17 protein-coding genes are annotated in these 15,214 nt (G+C 70.3%); 11 read left to right on the plus strand and 6 right to left on the minus strand.

Annotated elements, in window-relative coordinates:
* Nucleotide 1: 1 nt before the first annotated feature.
* Nucleotides 2-1,648 carry an EAL domain-containing protein gene (locus CCN37_RS06705; protein ID WP_246842852.1) on the plus strand — a complete coding sequence of 549 codons (1,647 nt, stop codon included), beginning with the start codon at nt 2-4 and terminating at the stop codon, nt 1,646-1,648.
* Here CCN37_RS06705 and CCN37_RS06710 read toward each other — a convergent pair.
* Complete coding sequence (locus CCN37_RS06710; protein WP_086819790.1) at nt 1,606-2,229, minus strand: hypothetical protein; 624 nt, start codon at nt 2,227-2,229, stop codon at nt 1,606-1,608. The two genes, CCN37_RS06705 and CCN37_RS06710, sit on opposite strands and share 43 nt — an antisense overlap.
* A 211-nt stretch (nt 2,230-2,440) precedes the next feature.
* On the opposite strand from CCN37_RS06710, the gene CCN37_RS06715 reads away from it, so the two are divergent.
* The 8 genes from CCN37_RS06715 (at nt 2,441) to CCN37_RS06750 (ending at nt 11,158) form a co-directional block, all read left to right on the plus strand.
* The gene (locus CCN37_RS06715) at nt 2,441-3,592 is read left to right on the plus strand and encodes a glutamate--cysteine ligase (RefSeq protein WP_246842853.1); all 1,152 of its coding nucleotides are present in this window, start codon (nt 2,441-2,443) and stop codon (nt 3,590-3,592) included.
* Between the two features lie 117 nt (nt 3,593-3,709).
* Nucleotides 3,710-4,525 carry a class I SAM-dependent methyltransferase gene (locus CCN37_RS06720; RefSeq protein ID WP_168200545.1) on the plus strand — a complete coding sequence of 272 codons (816 nt, stop codon included), beginning with the start codon at nt 3,710-3,712 and terminating at the stop codon, nt 4,523-4,525.
* Nucleotides 4,522-6,006 carry an ABC transporter substrate-binding protein gene (locus tag CCN37_RS06725; RefSeq protein WP_086819792.1) on the plus strand — a complete coding sequence of 495 codons (1,485 nt, stop codon included), beginning with the start codon at nt 4,522-4,524 and terminating at the stop codon, nt 6,004-6,006. The genes CCN37_RS06720 and CCN37_RS06725 overlap by 4 nt, the downstream gene beginning before the upstream one ends.
* Complete coding sequence (locus CCN37_RS06730; RefSeq protein WP_086819793.1) at nt 6,007-6,936, plus strand: ABC transporter permease; 930 nt, start codon at nt 6,007-6,009, stop codon at nt 6,934-6,936.
* A complete protein-coding gene (locus tag CCN37_RS06735) occupies nt 6,933-7,721 on the plus strand; it encodes an ABC transporter permease (protein WP_086819794.1) in 789 nt (262 codons plus the stop codon). The genes CCN37_RS06730 and CCN37_RS06735 overlap by 4 nt, the downstream gene beginning before the upstream one ends.
* Nucleotides 7,712-9,064, plus strand: coding sequence for an ABC transporter ATP-binding protein (locus tag CCN37_RS06740; RefSeq protein ID WP_086819795.1), 1,353 nt, complete (start codon nt 7,712-7,714; stop codon nt 9,062-9,064). The genes CCN37_RS06735 and CCN37_RS06740 overlap by 10 nt, the downstream gene beginning before the upstream one ends.
* A gap of 10 nt (nt 9,065-9,074) precedes the next feature.
* A complete protein-coding gene (locus CCN37_RS06745) occupies nt 9,075-9,980 on the plus strand; it encodes a nucleoside hydrolase (RefSeq protein ID WP_168200546.1) in 906 nt (301 codons plus the stop codon).
* Nucleotides 9,977-11,158: a serine hydrolase domain-containing protein gene (locus tag CCN37_RS06750; protein ID WP_086819797.1), complete on the plus strand. Its 1,182-nt coding sequence runs from the start codon at nt 9,977-9,979 to the stop codon at nt 11,156-11,158. The genes CCN37_RS06745 and CCN37_RS06750 overlap by 4 nt, the downstream gene beginning before the upstream one ends.
* Here CCN37_RS06750 and CCN37_RS42005 read toward each other — a convergent pair.
* The 3 genes from CCN37_RS42005 to CCN37_RS06760 form a co-directional block, all read right to left on the minus strand.
* Nucleotides 11,155-11,277 carry a hypothetical protein gene (locus tag CCN37_RS42005; RefSeq protein WP_256388021.1) on the minus strand — a complete coding sequence of 41 codons (123 nt, stop codon included), beginning with the start codon at nt 11,275-11,277 and terminating at the stop codon, nt 11,155-11,157. The genes CCN37_RS06750 and CCN37_RS42005 overlap by 4 nt on opposite strands.
* Nucleotides 11,278-11,481: 204 nt before the next feature.
* Nucleotides 11,482-11,697 carry a hypothetical protein gene (locus tag CCN37_RS06755; RefSeq protein WP_086819798.1) on the minus strand — a complete coding sequence of 72 codons (216 nt, stop codon included), beginning with the start codon at nt 11,695-11,697 and terminating at the stop codon, nt 11,482-11,484.
* Nucleotides 11,698-11,780: 83 nt separating this feature from the next.
* A complete protein-coding gene (locus CCN37_RS06760) occupies nt 11,781-12,599 on the minus strand; it encodes a family 16 glycosylhydrolase (protein ID WP_246842854.1) in 819 nt (272 codons plus the stop codon).
* Between the two features lie 258 nt (nt 12,600-12,857).
* Here CCN37_RS06760 and CCN37_RS06765 point away from each other — a divergent pair, with 258 nt between their 5' ends.
* Together CCN37_RS06765 and CCN37_RS06770 are read left to right on the plus strand one after the other, a co-directional pair.
* A complete protein-coding gene (locus tag CCN37_RS06765) occupies nt 12,858-13,289 on the plus strand; it encodes a DoxX family protein (protein ID WP_086819800.1) in 432 nt (143 codons plus the stop codon).
* Between the two features lie 83 nt (nt 13,290-13,372).
* Nucleotides 13,373-14,281 (plus strand): ornithine cyclodeaminase family protein, encoded by a 909-nt coding sequence (locus CCN37_RS06770; RefSeq protein ID WP_086819850.1) that lies wholly within the window; start codon nt 13,373-13,375, stop codon nt 14,279-14,281.
* Between the two features lie 80 nt (nt 14,282-14,361).
* Here CCN37_RS06770 and CCN37_RS06775 read toward each other — a convergent pair whose 3' ends face one another.
* Complete coding sequence (locus CCN37_RS06775) at nt 14,362-14,754, minus strand: metal-sulfur cluster assembly factor (protein WP_086819801.1); 393 nt, start codon at nt 14,752-14,754, stop codon at nt 14,362-14,364.
* Nucleotides 14,751-15,206 (minus strand): Fe-S cluster assembly sulfur transfer protein SufU, encoded by a 456-nt coding sequence (sufU, locus tag CCN37_RS06780; RefSeq protein WP_086819802.1) that lies wholly within the window; start codon nt 15,204-15,206, stop codon nt 14,751-14,753. Before sufU ends, CCN37_RS06775 begins: the two co-directional genes overlap by 4 nt.
* Nucleotides 15,207-15,214 lie beyond the last annotated feature (8 nt).

The raw sequence follows: 15,214 nt of genomic DNA on the forward strand, positions 1-15,214 counted from the left end.
CGTGCCTGCGTCGCTGGAGAACCCGCGGTGTGCCTTCCAGCCCTTGGTCAACCTCAACACCGGCGGCGTCGTCGCCATCGAGGTGCTGGTCCAAGCGGCCCCCGATGACCGCCCCGCCGAGCTGGACGTGGACCTCGCCGTGTTCGCGGTGCGCGCGAGCGCGGAGCACGAAACGCTGCTCCCCCTGCACATCAACCTCCTCGCGCGCACGGTCGCGACGTGCCCGGCCGGGGTGGAGCGGTTGCACCACGCGCTGTGCGAGCTCGGGCGCCGGCCGCACGAAGTGGTGATCGAGGTCGGCGGGCAGCTGCGCGAGTCGGACTACGGCGAACTGCTCGACGAGCTGCGCCGTTTGCGGGCAGCCGGGTACCGGATCGCGTGGGACGGCGGTGACGTGTCGCTGGCGCTGCTGCTGGCCGCCGAAGTCGACATCGTCAAGCTCGATCCACGCGCGGTCGCGGGCCTTCCCGACGAGCGCGGCCTCGCGTTCATGGAGGCGCTCGCGCTGTTCTGCCGCCGGACGCGCACGACGCTGGCGGCGACCGGCGTGCACACAAAAGCGCAGCTGAACGCGTTGCGAAGCACCAGAATCCAGCTCGTCCAAGGCGATCTCGTCGCTCCACCGGCCTGGCGGCCGACGACCCAGGTGTCGCTGGCGGCGGAGGCCTCCGACGTGGCCGAGCTGCCGATCGCGGCGGGACCGATGGTGACCGAGTTCCTGCACCCGGCGACGATGCTCTCCGTCGAGGCGACGGCGGACGAGGTGCGCTCGGTGCTGGTGAACCGGCCGGAGGTGACCAGCGTCGTGCTGGTCGACGAGCTCTACTGTCCACAGTGGAGCATCGACAGGAATCGCTTCCTGCTCGCGGTGACCGGGCCGTACGGGCACGCGTTGCACGCCAAGCGGCACGCGTCACGGCTGGCCGACCAGCCCGTGCTGGTGGCCACCAACAGCACGGCGATGGACGCGCTGCACCTGAGCCTCGGCGGTGCCGAGCGGCGCTACGACGACGTGGTCGTGGTGGACAACGGCTTGCGCTGCATGGGAATCGTGCGCCTGTCGGATCTGTTCCGGGGCCTGGCGGAGATGAAGGTCGAGGAGGCCGCCGCGCTGAGCCCGTTGACCCGGCTCCCGGGCAGCGACGCGGTGGCGCGCGAGGTCGGCCGCCGGATCGCCGCCGAGCAGGTCTTCGCGATGTGCTGGCTGGACGTCGACGGGTTCAAGGCGGTCAACGACAGCGCCGGTTTCGCGGCGGGCGATGACCTGATCCGTTTGGTGGGCAGGCGTTTGGCGGACTCGGCGGCGGCGCTGCGCTCGACCTACGTCGGCCACGTCGGCGGCGACGACTTCCTCGCGGTGGTCGACGTGGACGACTTGGTCGCCTTCGCGCGGGCGGTGCTGGACGGGCATTACCAGGTCGAGGGGCGCGCGGTGACGGTCTCGCTGGCGACACTGGTGTGCGCGGGCGGCACGGTGCCGAGCTACCGCGAGGTGTCCCGGCTGCTCGCGCCGTTGAAGCGGCAGGCGAAGGCGCTGAGCGGGTCGAGCTGGGTGCTCGGCCGTCCCGGCTCCGACCGCGTCGATGTGCTGCGTGGCACGGTCGCTCAGCAGCGCAGGAGCAACGCCTCCGCGCCCACCGGGCGGTAGCCGGAGGCGAGTACGGCGCGCGTCGACGCCGCGTTGCCGGGCGCGACCTGGGCCCACACCGCCTCGCCACGCGGAACGAGTGTCCGCGCGGCGGTGAACAGCGCCCGCCCGAGCCCCTTCACCCTGGCGTTCTCCTCGACCTCGGCCGCGACCTCCCACCGGCCGCCGAGCCCGCGACCGACCAGCACCAAGCCGCCCTCGCACGTCCACACGCGGACGTCCGTGCGCAGTCCGTGGGCGCGGATCGCGCGCTCGTGCTCGGAGTCGAAGGCGGGGGTCAGGTCCAGTTCGGGCGAGCCGTCGAGGTGATCGGCGACCAGGACCTGGTCGGTGTTGTTGACCACGCGACCGGTCTTCGCGCACAGCTCGGCGAGGAACGGCGGGTTCAGCGGCGCGGACAGGTCGTCGGCTGGCAGCACGGAGGCGACCCAGTCCGGGTCGGCGTCGGTGACGATCACGTGGTGCGCGCTGAAGGCGATCACGGCCGACATGCCGTCCTGTTCCGGAGCCACGACGCGGAACGAGCCGTCGGGCGCGGGGTACTCGCCCCGGGCAGCCCGGGCGAAGAGGTCTGCTAGCACCCGGAATGCCTATCACGCCGCAACCGCCGAACGGGGGTCGATCGTGATCTCCTCAAGTGCGCGGCGAGGAAAGTGCTGGGAGATCTAAACATTCACCGGCCCGGTTCCGTCCATCGAGCCTCGCCACGATCAACTCCTCACTCCTAGCCTCGGATTGGTCACGCACCGCACTCGCACCCGAGCGCGGGCGGACAACCTTGGGGAGGGCAATGTGACCCAGGTCGAAGTTCCCCACGCCCCCGACGGTCAGGCCAGGACCCGCACCGCGACGGTGGTCGCGGGCGGTCTGGTGACCGTGGGCGTGGAGGAGGAGTTCCTGCTGGTGGACGAGCTGAGCCGGAGCGTGGTCCCCAGGGCCGCCGCGGTGCTCGCCGGAGCGGCCCATCTCGGGCCGACGGTGCAGCAGGAGATGACGTTGTTCCAGGTCGAGACGACCTCGTCGGTGTGCGCCACGATGGGCGCGCTGCACGACGAGCTGACCGCGCTGCGCCGCACCGTCGACGGGCTGGCCCGGCGCAACGGCATGCGCATCAACGCCACGGGCACGGCCGTGCTCGGGCACCCCCCGACCCCGCCCATCACCGACGCCCCGCGCTACCGCCGGATCGCGGAGCGCTTCGGCTCGCTCATCGACGGCCAGAGCATCTGCGGCTGCCACGTGCACCTCGGCGTCTCCGATCCGGAGAGCGCGCTGCGGGTGATGAACCACCTGCGGCCGTGGCTGCCGACGCTGCTGGCGATGAGCGCGAACTCCCCGTTCTGGCACGGCAGGGACACCCGGCACGCCAGCTGGCGCTACCTGATATTCGGGCGCTGGCCGACCGCCGGGCCGCCGCCGCACTTCGACTCCGTCGAGGACTACGACGCCGCGGTGCGCACGCTGCTGCGGTCCGGGGCCGCGCTCGACCGCGGCATGATCTACTGGGACGTCCGGCGCTCGTGCCGTCACCCCACGGTCGAGCTGCGCGTGTGCGATGTCGCGGCCACCGTCGACGACGCCGTGCTCATCGCCGCGCTGACCAGAGCCCTTGGTGTGCAAGCACTTCTCGGCGGCCGCCCGCGTCGCGTGGTGTCGCAGTGCGAGCTGCGCGCCGCGTTGTGGCGTGCCGCGCACGACGGCCTGGAGGGTCGCGGCGTCGACGTGTTCAACGGCCGCACCGTGCGGGCGTTCTCCCTGGTGGAGCGGCTCGTCCAGCAGGTGCGCGGCGAGTTGGCCGACAGCGGTGACCTGGACATGGTGCTCGACCTGGTGGCGCGGCTGCGGTCCCGCCGCTCCGGCGCGTACCGGCAGCGGGTCGCCTTCGCCGAGCGCGGCAACCTGGTCGACGTGGTGGACCTGCTCTCCGCGCAGACCGTGGCGTGAGCGCCCGGTGCCCACCCTCAACGGCGCGGGTGGGCATCGCCTCGGCCGCTCGGTGCAGTAGCTCCGTGTCACTCGAACGGATTGTGACTGACAACCGTTTCCATTAACTTGCCGGTGGTGAGCACGCAGCCCGCCGGGTTCGGCCCGGTCTTCGACGCCACCAGGCAGCACTTCCTCCGGTGGACCCCACCGCTGTGGGGACCGCTCGGCGCCGCCACCACCGAGGTCTCCGCTCCGCGAGTCGGGGAACGCGTGCTCGACGTGTGCTGCGGCGCGGGCTCCTCCGCCCTGACCGCCGCCGTCAGGGTCGGCCCGACGGGCGCGGTGGACGGGGTCGACCTCTCGACCGAACTGCTGGACCACGCCAGAACCGTTGCGGCGCGGCAAGGTCTCGCCAACGCCAGGTTCATCGAAGCCGACATCACCGAATACTCCGCAGAGCGGCCCTACGACGTCGTGCAGTCGGTGTTCGGCGTCTTCTTCCTCCAGCCCGACATGAACGGCGCGGCCACCCGGCTGCTCGACCTGCTGCGCCCGGGTGGCCGGTTCGCCGCCACGGTGTGGGCCGAGGGCTCGATCGACGAGGTCGGCGCGGCGATCTTCGACGCGGTGCGCGAGCTGCGGCCGAACCTGCCGACCTCCTCACCGGTGACCGAGTCCGCGAAGAGCCTGGACACCGAGGAGAAGCTGCACGCGTGGCTCACCCAGCTGGGGCTCGAAGACGTCGAGGTGACCGAGATCCCGCTGCGCGTGCCGCTGCCGACCGAGGAAGCGTGGTCGTTCGTGCTCGGCACCGGACTGCACGCGTTGATCATCAGCCTGGACGAGGACGAGCGGGAGCGCGTGCGCACCCGGTACCTGGAGTTCCTGGTGGAACGCGGTATCACCGAGGTCAGGGCTGATGCCCTGGTGGGACTGGGGCTCCGCCCGTGAAGACTCTGTTCGCACTGGTACTGGGTGCCGCCTTGCTGACCGGATGCGCGAGCGCGCCGACAGCGCCGCCGGACACGCTGCGGATCGTCACGCCGTACAAGGTCAAGAGCCTCGACCCGATCAAGCAGGGCCTGTGGTCGCCGGAATGGGGCTACGGAGAACTGCTGATGCGCAGCACCGAGACCGGCGGTGTCGAGCCGTGGGTGCTGCGCAGCCTTGAGCCGGTGACTGGTACTCAGTGGCGGTTGGTACTGCGTACCGGCGTGACGTTCGCCAACGGCCGCGTGCTCGACTCGGCCGTGCTCAGGACCGTGCTGGAACGGCATCTCGCGGAGAACTCGCTCGTCAAGGCGAACCTCCCGGGCGCGACGATCGAGACGCCGGACGCGAACACGGTGCTGCTGAGCACGAGCACGCCCGTGGTGAACCTGCCGAGCCTGCTCGCCGACGAACAGTCCGTGACGGTGTTCGACCCGCAAGCGCAGGGTGTCTATACAGGACCGTTCACGGTGTCCAAACTGGACGACGACGAGATGGTGCTCGCTCGCAACCCCAAGTACTGGGGCGGCCCGGCGAAGCTCGCCGAGGTGCGTGTGCGCTTCGTCCCGGACGGTCAAGCTCGCCTGCTCGCCGTGCGCACGGGTGAGGCCGATATCGCGCTGTACCCGCCGACGGACGCGCTCGGCGCGTTGAAGGGCGCGACGTCCGGCCCTCGCATGGCGACCGCTTCCCAGACACTGCAACAACTCCGAGCCATTCCGAACCTGAAGCGCGCACCGATGAACGACGTGGCGGTGCGCAGGGCTTTCGCGCTCGCGATCGACTACGACCAGATCGCGAAGCAGGTGCTGGACGGGCTCTACCGCACGCCGAAGGGGATCTACCCCGACGTCGCCCCCTTCGCTCTGGAGACGCAGCGCACCGACATCGCCGAGGCCAAGCGCCTGTTGGACGACGCGGGGTGGACGCCCAGCTCCGCCGGTGCGCGGGTGAAGGACGGCAAGCTGTTGCGGCTCAACATGATCACCTATCCGCAGCAGCCGGACACGAAGGCCGTCGCCGTCGCGATGCAGGCTCAGCTCGCGGCGGCGGGCATCGGCGTGCAGGTCACCGAGGTCCAGGACAACTACGAGGCGCTGAAGGGCGACGCGTGGGACATCGGTCTGTCCTTCGACGGAACCCTGGGCTACAACTACGATCCGATCATTCCGTTGCGGGACTTCCTGACCTCGCAGGGCTCGAAGAACTTCGGCGGCATCGCGGACCCCGAGCTGGACACCCTGATCTCCGACCTCCGCAAGACCACTGACGAGAACGCCAGAACCCCCGTGTTGCAGCAGATCCAGCGCTTGATCAGCGATCGCGGTTACCTCACGGTCGTGGCCCAGCGCAGCTCCGCGGCTGTCGTGGGCGGCGCGTTCGCCCACTACCGCCCGTCGTCGGTGCTGCACCACGTCACCGCCACGACCCAGGCGGGCTAGGTGATCCGAGCTCTGCTGCGGCGAGCGGGCCAAGCCCTGATCACGCTGTTCGTCGCCGGGCTCGTGGTGTGGTCGCTGCAACTCGTGGCGCCCGGCGACCCGGCTCGGCGCGTGCTCGGAGCGCTCGGGTTCAGCAACCCGACCGATGAGCAGATCGCGTCGACACGCCGCGACCTGGGCCTGGACGTGTCGGCGCCACAACGGTTTCTCCGGTGGCTGTTCAACGCGGTGACCGGCGACTTCGGCACCTCGTGGCGCACCGGTCGACCGGTTGCCGGAGAGCTGCTCGACCGACTCCCGGCCACGCTGCGGCTCGCGGTCGTGGCGCTGTTCTTCGCCCTCTTGCTCGCGGTTCCGCTCGCCCTGGTCGCCGCGCGGTGGCGAGGCCGGGCCCCGGACTTAGGTGCGCGCACGGTGATGTTCCTCGGGGCAGCCACGCCGAGTTTCGTTGTGGGCACAGTGGTTCTGGAGCTGATCGTGCTGCGCGGAGGAATCGGCCGGGTGCTCGCGGACGGCTCGTGGGGCGGTGCCGCGCTCCCCGCGATCCCGTTGGCGCTCGGAGCGGGAGCGGGGTGGGCACGGGTACTGAGAACCTCGTTGGTCGAGGTCTCCGACGCGTCGTTTATCCAGGTCTCCCAGGCGCGCGGGGCCACTCCCCTGCGGCGGCTGGTCGTGCACGCGATGCCGAGCGCACTGCCCGCGCTGCTCGCGGCGATCGGCCTCACGGTCGGTTCGCTGCTGGCGGGTGCGGCCGTGGTGGAGACAGTGTTCACGTGGCCCGGCGTCGGCCGCTACCTCATCGAAGCCATTGGCGCGCGGGATGTTCCCGTGGTCCAGGCGACGGTCTTGCTCGGCGTGCTCGGCTATGTGGTTGTCAGTACCGTTGTGGACGGTGTCACGATCGCGATCACCGGGAAGGCGCAGCGGTGAACCGGCTCCTGGGAATCGGGTTCGCCGTGGTACTCGGTGCGCTGGCGTTCGTGGTGCCGTTCCTGACTCCCGACCCGAACGGGACGGAGTACGGCGCCAAGCTCGCGGCGCCCAGCTGGGCTCACCTGCTCGGCACCGACCAGGCGGGACGCGACGTGCTCGCCAGGATCGCCGCGGGCACCTGGGTCTCGCTCGGCACGGCACTGCTGGTCGCGGTGATCACCTTCGCCGTCGGGCTCGCGATCGGCCTGCTCGCGGCGGTGGCCGGTGGCGTCGTCGACACGGTGATCTCGCGCGTCATCGATGTGACGCTCGCCGTCCCGCAGCTCGTGCTCGCGCTGGCGATCGTCGGCGTCCTCGGCCCCGGGCACGCGAACCTGGTACTGGCGATGTCGGTCGCGGGCTGGGCGCACCTCGCCCGCTTCGCGCGCGCTTTCGCCACCCAGCAAACGGAAAAGCCGTTCGTGATCGCCTCGCGGATGGCCGGGGTCGGCAGGTGGCGGAGCGCGGCGCGGCACGTCATGCCCGCCACGGCGACCGGGGTGCTCGCGGTGGCCACGCTGCACATCGGCGAGATCGTGCTCAGCCTCGCGGGCTTGTCCTTCCTCGGTCTCGGCGTGGCCCCGCCCACCGCCGAGTGGGGCCAGATGGTGGCCGAGGCACGCGGTTACGTGGACCGCGCACCGTGGCTCGTGCTCGCCCCAGCGGTCGCGGTGCTGATCAGCGTCGCGGCGGCATCGCTGCTCGGAGACGCTTTGCAGGACAAGGGGAAGCGATGGCCCTGACGATTCGCGATCTGACCGTCTCTTATGGACCGCGCGGAGTCTCCTTCACTGTCGCGGACGGCGAGGTCGTTGCCCTGGTTGGCGAGTCCGGTTCCGGGAAGAGCACGCTGATCCGCGCGGTACTGGGTACTCTGCCGCGCTCCGCCACGGTGACAGGGACGGTCGAGTTGGCGGGCCGAAACCTCATCGGCGTGCCGGAGCGGGAACTCCGCTCGGTGCGAGGCCGCGAGATCGGCTACGTCGCACAAGATCCCTTCGGCTCCGCAGATCCGCTGTGGACAGTCGGGCACCACGTCCGCGAAGCCTGGCGCGCACACGGTGAACGCCCGCCGGACGTGGGACCGAGGCTGCAGAGCCTCGGCGTGGCCGAGAAATGGCTCAAGCACCGACCGAACACCTGGTCCGGCGGAATGCTGCAACGAGCCGACATCGTCGCGGCCACCGCGCACACCCCCAGCATCGTGCTCGCGGACGAACCGACGTCGGCGCTGGACGCGAAGAGCGCCGACACCGCGCTCGCGACCCTCGTCGCGCAAACCAGATCGCTGCTCGTAGCCAGCCACGACCTCGCGCTGGTCTGCCGTCACGCCGACCGAGTTCTTGTGTTGTGCAAGGGAGAACTCGTCGAGGACATCGCCGTGCAACGCGGCGGCGTCACACGGCTGCGACAGCTCGCCCAGCACCCGCACACCCGCGCTCTGATCGACGCCCTGCCCACCGCAGGGACCGCCCGGACGCGCAAGGCCGGTGACGTGGTGGTGCGCTTGGCCAACGTCACGCTCGGCTACCGGGACACGGAGCTGATCAGAGGGCTGGATTGGGAAATCCGTGCTGGCGAGGCGGTCGGCATCTGCGGCCCGTCCGGCTCGGGGAAGACCACGCTGCTGCACGCGATCGCCGGGCTGGTTCGCCCGATGCGCGGCGAGATCTGGCGCAGCGGCAGGGCGATGCCGGTCTTCCAGGACGCGAGCGCGAGCCTCGATCCGCGCTGGCCGGTGTGGCGAACCATCGTGGAGCCCAACAGGAACGCCGACGCGCGCGAGCTGATGGACCGCGTCGGGCTGACCGGGGTGGAGTTGGACCGCAAGCCCGCTCAGCTCTCCGGCGGGCAGCGCCAGCGCGTCGCGATCGCTCGCGCGCTCGCGGGTTCCCCGGCGGTGATCGTGGCCGACGAGCCGACTGCCTCGCTCGACCCGACCGTCGCGGCCAGTGTCGCGCGGACGCTGCGCGCGGTGACCGACTCCGGCTGCGCACTGGTCGTGGTCAGTCATGACGAGGCGAGACTCACCCAGATCGTGGACCGCGTGCTCAGATTGGACTCAGTACCGCCAGGGACGCGGTAGCTTCAGGTTCGTGAAGGTCGACGAGCCGTACCCCGCGTCCCTGCTGGCAACTCCTCTGATCATCGACACCGACGCGGGCGGCGACCCGGACGACGCCTTCGCGCTCATCGTGGCCGCCGCCGAGCCCACGCTGGCTCTCGTGGTCACCAGCGACGAACTCGGCGGCGAGCGCGCGCGTTTCGTCCGGCACCTGCTCGACCTCCTCGGCCGCCCTGAGGTGCCGGTGGTGGCGGGAGCCGATCTCGGCAACACGCGCCTCAACTGCATCGAGGGCTTGGTGCCGCCAGAGGTCCCGCACCAGCCGACCGACGTGCTCGCGGCCGTCACCGCCGTCTGCTCCGCCACGGACACCTCGGTGCGCTGGGTGGGCATCGGTACCGCGTCGAACCTCGCACCACTGCTGGACACGCGCCACGGCCTGGCCGAGCGGTTGGTGGTGTCCCAGGTCGGCGGTGCCTTGCGGTACCGAGACCCAGAGCGCGCCGACCACAACTTCCGCACCGACATCAAGGCCGCGATCACGATGCTGGACAGGGCGCGGTTCCCCCGGCTCCAGCTCTCCGAGCTCACCTTCACCCCGGCGGTGGAGGTCGGCAAGGGCTCCCCGCTGCACCTGCTGCTCAGCGATCCCACCGGGCCACCGTGGGCGAGGCTGGTCGCCGCGCACCTGGACCAGTGGTACGAGCGCTTCCACCACGCGACCATGCAGCACGACGCGCTCGCCCTCGCCGACGCGCTGGGCCTGCCGTTCACCGACTACTGCATGCAGCGCGTCGCGATCGATGACCGCGGCCGCACGACCCTCGCGCACAAAGGAAAAGACGTTCTCCTCAGCGACGGCGCCCGGTTGGAGCCGTACATGCGCTGGCTCACCGAGAAGGTCGAGGCCGCGCACCGCCTGGGGAGCACGGCATGATCGAGGGAACGGTCACCGCGGGCTTCGAACCGGTGCGCGAGGAGTTCGCGCGCAACTTCGCCGAGCGCGGGGAACTCGGTGCCGCGTGCGCCGTCCACGTCGATGGCGAACTGGTCGTCGACCTCTGGGGCGGGTACCGCGACCGCGCTGGAACTCTTCCGTGGCAACGGGACACCCTCGCCACCGTGTACTCCTCCACCAAGGGCGTCGCGTCCATGGTCATGGCGCTCGCGCACTCGCGGGGGTTGTTCGACTACGACGCGCTGGTCACGAAGTACTGGCCGGAGTTCGGCCAGGCGGGCAAGGAGAACGTGACCGTCCGGCAGCTGCTGGGCTTCCAGGCCGGACTGCCCACAGTGGACACTCCGCTCACCCCGGAACTGCTCGCCGACCCCGACCGGCTCGGCGAGGTTCTCGCCAGGCAGGCGCCCGCGTGGGAACCCGGTACCGCGCAGGGCTACCACCCGCTGGTGGGCGGGCTCTACGTGAGCCAGCTGCTGCGTCGCGTCGACCCGAAGGGCAGGCTCGTCGGGCGCTTCCTGGCCGAGGAGGTGCTGCCCGGCCTCGGCGAGGAGTTCTACATCGGCGTCCCGGCGAGCGTGCCGGAGGAGCGGATCGCGGAACTGGTGCCCGCCAAGCCCTCGCTGCGCGACTTCACCACGGCGGGCGGCGTGCCGGCGCGGATGCTGGTGGAGTTCCTGCTGCCGTGGACGCTCACCGCGAAGTCCTTCAGCAACCCCAGGATCGGCGACATCACCAGACTGGGACGCTGTCCCTGGAGGGACTTGGACCTGCCTGCGGGCAACGGGATCGGCACCGCTCGCGCGCTCGCCGCGCTCTACGGCGAGTTCGCCACGGGCGGGACCCGGCTCGGCGTCGACCGCGCGACGCTGCTGGCGATCGAGGCCGAGCCGGTTCCGCTCGGCGGCTCCTCCCGCGACCGCGTCATGCACCTCGCCGACGCCAGCTTCTCCCTCGGCTTCTGGAAACCGTTCCCCGCGTGGAACTTCGGCACAGACTCCCGCGCCTACGGCACTCCGGGCGCGGGCGGCTCCTTCGGCATGGCCGACCCGGCGACGCGCACCGGCTTCGGCTACGTCCCGAACCGCCTCGGCAGACGACTGTGGGACGACCCCCGCGAAGCCGCACTCCGCAAGGCAGTTCTGAGCTGCCTCTAGTCCTCGTGGATCAGGTCGCTCGGGTGGAACGCGTGCGGGGAGGACGGGTAGAGCGACCAGAGCAGGTCCGAGCGCACCTCCCCGGTCAGCGTGGCGACGAGGAACTCGGCGCAGCCCATCTCGAAGTGCTCCCACTGCTCGCCGCGCGCTTCGTCGACCAGGACCGTCCACTCGTCCGGACTGTCACCCGGCCGCGCCGGCCAGTGGAGGTACTCCCCGTTGTCGGTCGAGCCCCAGGCGATCGCACGAACCCCGGGAGCGTCGAGCCACGCCGGTTTGGCCTCGCCCCGGCTCCACAGGTACTCAAGCGCCTCCTCCCGCTCCTACGCGATCTCGACGAGGTCGTAGTTGCTACGGGAACCGGGTTCCAGCAACCAGAGGTAATCAGCGGGCAGCGCAGTTCGCAGGCGGCGAGCGATCGCCTCCCAGTCCACCGCTGTCCCGGCCGGTGCGGGCGGCGAAATGATCTCTGCCAGGCGATCGACCGCGTTCTCCATTGCCCTCTTCGGTCCGTGCTTCGCGATGCTGCCGAAGCCCAACGCTGGAGGGCACCCGTTTCGTACTCATAGCGGCCGTCGCCGAAGCTGCAGCCGCTATGAGTACGAAACGGGGCTCGGCGCGCTCAGCCCTGGTGGACGCGGACCCAGTCGACGAGCAACTGCTGCGGGAACTGGGTCGAGCCGTCGGGGCTGCCCGGCCAGTCACCGCCGACCGCGAGGTTGAGGATCATGTAGAAGGGGTGGTTGAACACCCACTGGCGACCGCCGAGGTCGGCGGGCGTGCGGGTCTGGTAGACGCGGCCGTCCATGGACCAGACGATCTTGTTCGGCGACCAGTCCACGGAGAAGGTGTGGAAGTCCTCGTGGAACGGGCGCCCGTTCTGCACCGTGGCGCCGATCCCGCCGGCACCGGAGTAGCCGGGTCCGTGCAGGGTCCCGTGCACGGTGTTGGGCACGCTGCCGATGTTCTCCATGATGTCGATCTCGCCGCACTGCGGCCAGCCGACCTGGCCGATGTCGGTGCCGAGCATCCAGAAGGCGGGCCAGATGCCCTTGCCGGTCGGCAGCTTCATCCGCGCTTCGATCTTGCCGTAGGTGAAGGTGCGGGTGTTCTTGGTGATGAGCTTGCCGGAGGTGTACTGACAGGGCTGGCCATTCCAGCACTGCACACCGGAGTTCTCCCGGCGCGCGGTGATGACGAGCTGTCCGGCGCCATTTGTGGAAACGTTTTCTCGACGGGTCGTGTACGCCTGGAGCTCGCGGTTTCCCCAGCCGTTGCTGCCGTTGCCGGGTTCGTAGGACCACTTGCTCTGGTCGGGGGCTCCGCCTGCGGGGCCGTTGAACTCATCCGACCAGACCACGGCCGCCTGCGCGGAGGCCGGGGCCAGTGGCAGAGCTGTCAGAACGGCGGCGAGAACGAGCAGAACTCGACGTGATGACACGCGCGACTCCATTCGTCACGAGCGCGAGAGAGCGCTCCCACGGAGGCGGCGGACCCCCATTTGACAAGGCAGCGGGCTCGCCGTCAACGGGCGGAGGAGCACATTAGCCCGAATGCCGAGCGTTAATCCGTAAACCACGGATGTGAACCCCCGGACGGCTTGAGACGTATGGACGGTTCGTAAGTGTCCGATTGCCGTTAGTTTCCTGACATAACCACGGGGCGCAAACGGTGACGGCGAGAACGAGGGGATCCTCCAGTGTCAAAGTCGATCAATACCGTGGTTCTGTCCCTGTCCAGGGCGGTCGTCGGTCTGCTCTTCGCCTGCCACGGCGCGGCATCGCTGTTCGGCGTGCTCGGCGGCGCGGGAGGCAAGGGCGGCACGGTGGCCTTCGGGGTGTGGCCGGGCTGGTTCGCGGCGGCCATCCAGTTCGTGGGCGGCCTGCTCGTGCTGATCGGGCTGTTCACCAGGCCCGCGGCGATCCTCTGCTCCGGCTCCATGGCATACGCCTACTTCGTGTCCCACCAGCCCAAGGGCCTGTTCCCGATCGAGAACGGCGGGGTGCCCTCGGCGCTGTACTGCTGGTTCTTCCTGCTCATCGCGGTACTCGGTCCCGGGAAGTACGCACTCGATTCCTGGCTGGCCCGACGCGGTGCCACCAGCAACGATGCCGTGCCCGTGTCCGTGTGAGGCCGCCGAGCGCCGGTCCCTGCCACGCGGCCGCCGCGCGTGGCAGGATCGGCGTGGTCGTCGGGCTCGGGGAAGGGAAAGCGATGAGCCGCTTGCCGGTGCTGGACGGGGAGAGCCTGCGCGCCCGGCTCCCGATGAGCGCGGCGATCGAGGCGATCCACCTGGCACTGCGTTCCGGTCTCGACCCCTCGGCCGACCCGGCGCGCACGGTGGTGCCCGCCGACCACGGGCAGATCCTGCTGATGCCCTCGCTCACCCCCGCCCACGCCGGGGTCAAGCTCGTCACGGTCACCCCGGACAACCCCGAGCGCGGCCTGCCCCGCGTGCAGGGCGTGTACCTGTTGCTGGACGCGCTGACCCTGACACCGCAACTGGTGCTCGACGGCGCGGCGCTGACCGCGATCCGCACTCCGGCCGTCAGCGCGGCCGCCGCCGACCTCATCGCGGTGAACGAGGCGTCGCGCCTGGTGGTCTTCGGTACCGGTCCGCAGGCGTGGGGTCACATCGAGGCGCTGCGCGTCGTCCGCCCGGTCAGCGACGTGACCGTGGTGGGGCGCAACGGAAATCGGGTCGCCGACCTGGTTGACCGGTGCGTCGCCGCGGGCCTTCGCGCCTCGGCGGGAAGCGCCGACGCCGTGGCGGACGCGGACCTCGTCGCGTGTTGCACGACCGCCCGCACTCCGCTCTTCGACGGCGGCAAGCTCGCGCCGCACGCCACCGTGCTCGCGATCGGTTCGCACGAGCCCGACGCGCGCGAGGTCGACACCGCCACCGTCACCCGCGGCGAGGTGATCGTCGAGGACGTCCCCACCGCGCTCCGCGAAGCGGGCGACGTGGTCCTCCCGATCGCCGAGGGCGCGCTCCGCCCAGAGGACCTGATCCCACTCACTTCGTTGGCGCGCGGGGAAAAACGCCTCGACCCGAGCACGCCGAAGCTCTTCAAGTCCGTCGGCATGGCATGGCAGGACCTAGCGGTAGCGGCACGCCTTTAACGCGTTTTGGCTACTTGTTGCGAGAGGAAGCGCTCCTAGACGACAACAAGTAGCCAAAACGCGAGACTCGACGGCTGAGGCTAGACCGTGAAGCCCAAGGCGCGCAGCTGTTCGCGGCCGTCGTCGGTGATCTTGTCGGGGCCCCACGGCGGCATCCACACCCAGTTGATGCGGACGTCGCTGACGAGGCCGCCGCCCGGGCCGCCCACCAGGGCCGCGCGGGTCTGGTCCTCGATCACGTCGGTCAGCGGGCAGGCCGCCGAGGTCAGCGTCATGTCCACGATCGCGATCTCGCCGGACTCCTCCGACTCGACGCGGATGTCGTAGACCAGGCCCAGGTCGACGACGTTGATGCCCAGCTCGGGGTCGACCACGTCGCGCATGGCCTCTTCCAGGTCGGCCAGCTCCGGCTGGTCGGCCTTGGGCGCGGGGTCCGGCATCCCGGCGGCTCCCCGGATCACGTCCTCGGTCATGTCCCAGTCCCTTCAACGCGTGCCACGGCGTCCTTGAAAGCCATCCAGCCCAGCAGCGCGCACTTCACGCGCGCCGGGTACTTCGCGACGCCGGCGAAGGCGATCCCGTCCTCCAGGACGTCCTCGTCCGGCTCGACCTTGCCGCGTCCCTGCATCAGCCGCAGGAACTCCTCGTGCTTGGCGAAGGAGTCGCCGACGGTGCCGTCCACCACGAGGTCGGTCAGCACCGACGTCGACGCCTGGCTGATCGAGCAGCCCTGCGCGTCGTAGGAGACGTCGACGACCTTGGCCTCGGCGCCGGAGCCCTCCAGCTTGACCCGCAGCGTCACCTCGTCACCGCACGTGGGGTTCACGTGGTGCACCTCGGCGTCGAACGGGTCGCGCAGGCCGCGGCGGTGCGGGTGCTTGTAGTGGTCCAGGATGATCTCCTGGTACATCTGTTCCAGTTGCATCAGCGCTC

The sequence above is a fragment of the Allokutzneria sp. NRRL B-24872 genome, from assembly GCF_002155965.1.
Taxonomy (GTDB): domain Bacteria; phylum Actinomycetota; class Actinomycetes; order Mycobacteriales; family Pseudonocardiaceae; genus Allokutzneria.

What these genes read in the sequence shown, in the direction of transcription:
- CCN37_RS06740 (WP_086819795.1), top strand. Translation starts at nt 7,712, where the DNA reads ATGGCCCTGACGATTCGCGATCTGACCGTCTCTTATGGACCGCGCGGA.
- CCN37_RS06750 (WP_086819797.1), top strand. Translation starts at nt 9,977, where the DNA reads ATGATCGAGGGAACGGTCACCGCGGGCTTCGAACCGGTGCGCGAGGAG.
- CCN37_RS42005 (WP_256388021.1), bottom strand. Translation starts at nt 11,277, where the DNA reads ATGGGCTGCGCCGAGTTCCTCGTCGCCACGCTGACCGGGGAGGTGCGC.
- CCN37_RS06770 (WP_086819850.1), top strand. Translation starts at nt 13,373, where the DNA reads ATGAGCCGCTTGCCGGTGCTGGACGGGGAGAGCCTGCGCGCCCGGCTC.
- CCN37_RS06775 (WP_086819801.1), bottom strand. Translation starts at nt 14,754, where the DNA reads ATGACCGAGGACGTGATCCGGGGAGCCGCCGGGATGCCGGACCCCGCG.
- sufU (WP_086819802.1), bottom strand. Translation starts at nt 15,206, where the DNA reads ATGCAACTGGAACAGATGTACCAGGAGATCATCCTGGACCACTACAAG.